This is a genomic window from Sulfurimonas sp. (assembly GCF_026991475.1).
Lineage (GTDB): Bacteria > Campylobacterota > Campylobacteria > Campylobacterales > Sulfurimonadaceae > Sulfurimonas.
Genome location: NZ_JALXBK010000033.1, coordinates 1 through 2119, shown reverse-complemented (window position 1 = coordinate 2119; position 2119 = coordinate 1). Strand labels below are relative to the sequence as shown.

The window sequence follows — 2119 nt, the reverse complement described above, 5'->3', positions numbered from 1 at the left end:
GGTATCCCTGTCCATAAAAATCATCTACCTCTTCTTGTAATTTTAACTCGATCTCTTTATTTTCAATATACTCAATAATTGTTTTTACATTTAATGTTTTAGAAAGACTCGCAGCAGTTTTTACAATTTCAAAAGTGGTTGCATCATTAAGAATTTCACATGTTAATGTTCCATCTATTTTCACAGCATCAAGTAAACCATTTTTTGACAATTTTACAAGTGCAGCAAGTGAAGAGTAACCCGAGCCAAAATCATCTACTGCCACTCTCAATGTGGAAGTAAACTCTTTTTTAAGGTTTAGTAAAATATCATAATACTCAAAGAGATTATACTCTGTAATTTCAAGAGTTAAAATGAGCTTCTTTTCTTGAAAACTCAAAAGACATTTTTTTAGTGCGTCTATTACTTTTTTATCTTTAAAAGATTCAGGAAATATATTTACACTAACACCTTCCATAAACGTAGCAATATCACTCGTACGTTGCATTAATTCCTGATAGACCAAAATATCAAGTTTAGATGACAATTTTTGATCAAGTACAGAGTGAATAAACTCTTCAGCATCAATAATTTTGCCCTCATCACTCATACGAGAAAGCGCTTCACAATAGACAAGTTTTTTTTCATTACCATAAACATGGACAATTGGCTGAAAATAGAGCTTCATTGTTTTATCTTTTATTGCTTTTAGCACTTTTTCATCTATTGCAGCTTTGCGGTCAGCACTTTCTCTTAACTTACTACACTCTATTTTATTAAAATGATAGTTTGGTACATGCACATGCTGTTGTGCCATATTAAAAGCAATTTTTTGTAATGTTGCAGCACTCAAACCTGAAAAGACTTCCGTTTCAGATGCTCTTACTATAAACTCAGGAACATTAAGAGTAATCTCCTCTTTTTTCAATTCATATATGGTTTGTGTCACAGAAGTAAAAATCTTTTCTACATCACTTTTTTCATTGTAATGGAGCAAAAAGTGCATAGAGTCACCATCGTCAACTACTCCAGTAAACTGATAAGCCATATCTTTAGAACTATTTTGCGTACCCTTATATATTGCTAAAAACAGTCTATGAATATCTCTTTTATGCACCACTTCAGAGGAGAGACTTACAGAGAGAGTTAAAAAATAACTATACTGTTTTTTAAATAGTATAATTTCAGAAAAAAGTGTAAAAAAGAAGTGCAACTTATCACTCATAAAGTTAATCAAAACTTCTTTGAGAATGTCATTAAGCAGGTTTACCTTTTGGTCTAAAATTATTAAATAACTATAGGCATTTTTAAAATCTTGTATATCTATAAAATGTTTAATTTCTCTTGCTAAGTCATAAAGCTTGTGCATAAAAATAACTATTTCACCCTCTCTTTCAAACGTACATGCTTTCATAAGCAGTTTAAAATCAAGTGATTTTATCCATCTGTTTGACTCAGAATTTTCATACATCAATTCAGGAACATTTTGAAAGTCATTCGCAAGAAATTCCAAAAAATTTTTATACCATCTATCATGAGACATAATATCCATCTCAATATTTATAGCATCTATTCTTTCATATGTAAAGTTCAATGTATCTTGTGCAGAAGCTTTGAGATAACCTTTACACAAGCCCTGAATAAGCTTATTCATTCGTAATATAAATGCATCATCATCATAATCTATAATCTGGTGATGAATAGCATAAAGTATATCTTCTTTTAATTTTTCGAGTGTGTCAATCCATAGAAATGCCGGTACACGATATTTATTATAAAGAGTTGCACCTGCAATACTAAAATGCTCCAAAAGTTCTGTACTTTGCATAGTTAGTGCACTATTTGTCTCTTCATGTATCTTTTGCAAAATACTTTTTATTGCTTCCCTTGATGTAATAAATGGACCAATTCCAATATTTTGTATCGCTTCTTCAATGAAGTTTTTAAAAAGTTCATCAATAACTTCTTCGATTTTTTTCATAACAAGTTCCTAAAAATCACTTAATATCTAAAGAAGGCTCATCAATATAAAAGCCTTGTGAATAATCTATGCCTAAAGAGATAACTTTATCCATAACTACGCTTGAATGTACATACTCTGCAATAGTTTTCATTCCAAGTTTTTTGGCAAAATTCACAA

Annotated in this window: 2 protein-coding genes; both read right to left on the bottom strand. The window is 30.3% G+C overall.

The genetic code is table 11. From position 1 onward, the window contains the following. A partial coding sequence (locus tag MV589_RS02380; protein WP_297431678.1) for an EAL domain-containing protein occupies positions 1-1960 on the bottom strand: 1960 nt, incomplete at its 3' end. A 16-nt stretch (positions 1961-1976) separates the two neighbouring features. After that, entirely contained in the window at positions 1977-2117 is a 141-nt protein-coding gene (locus tag MV589_RS02375; RefSeq protein WP_297431679.1) for an EAL domain-containing protein, read from the bottom strand. Positions 2118-2119: the final 2 nt, after the last annotated feature.